This is a genomic window from Streptomyces sp. AC627_RSS907 (genome assembly GCF_019049165.1).
This window is the reverse complement of sequence record NZ_JAGMUE010001020.1, coordinates 1-574: the sequence shown is the minus strand read 5'-3', so window position 1 is coordinate 574 and position 574 is coordinate 1. Positions and strand designations below refer to the sequence as shown.

Genomic DNA, 574 nt, shown 5'->3' with positions numbered 1-574 from the left:
ACCGAGGAGCGTGCATGGAAGCCGAAGCAGCCCTTCCGGCGTCACAAGCGGCCTTTCCGGCGTCGATCGAGCAGTACGCGGCCAAGGCGGGTCACGGCCCGGTCGTGGTGCGCGTGGCCCTGGCCAGCCACCTCCGGCAACGCCGCCTGGCCGCCGGCGTGTCCATGGAGCAGGCGGCCGCGCACCTCAAGGTCACGACGTCGAAGATCAGCCGCCTGGAGAACGGGCGGCGACCGTGCCAGGCATGGGACGTGGTGCGCCTCCTCCAGCTCTACGGGGCGCCGCAGGCCCACATCGACCAACTCGTCAAGCTCGTCGGCGTCTCCACCGAACCGGGCTGGTGGAGCTCGTTCGGGATTCCCAAGTGGTTCGAGCTGCTGGTGGGGTTGGAGGCCGCGGCGGAGCGCATTCGCATCTACGAGACGATGCTGGTGCCGGGCCTGTTGCAGACCGACCACTACGCGTGGCACATATCCCACGGTGACCAGGACGACGAGGAGGCCCGGCAGCGTCTGGAGGTGCGGCTGCAACGCCAGCGCAACGTTCTCGACGGCGGCGGACAGGAGTTGTGGGT

General features: G+C 69.2%; 1 protein-coding gene. It reads left to right on the top strand.

Features of this window, described 5'->3' with window-relative positions; all coding sequences use genetic code 11:
* Positions 1–14 precede the first annotated feature (14 nt).
* Positions 15–574: Scr1 family TA system antitoxin-like transcriptional regulator (locus KUM32_RS40015; protein WP_217146630.1), on the top strand; the 560-nt coding region annotated here is incomplete at its 3' end.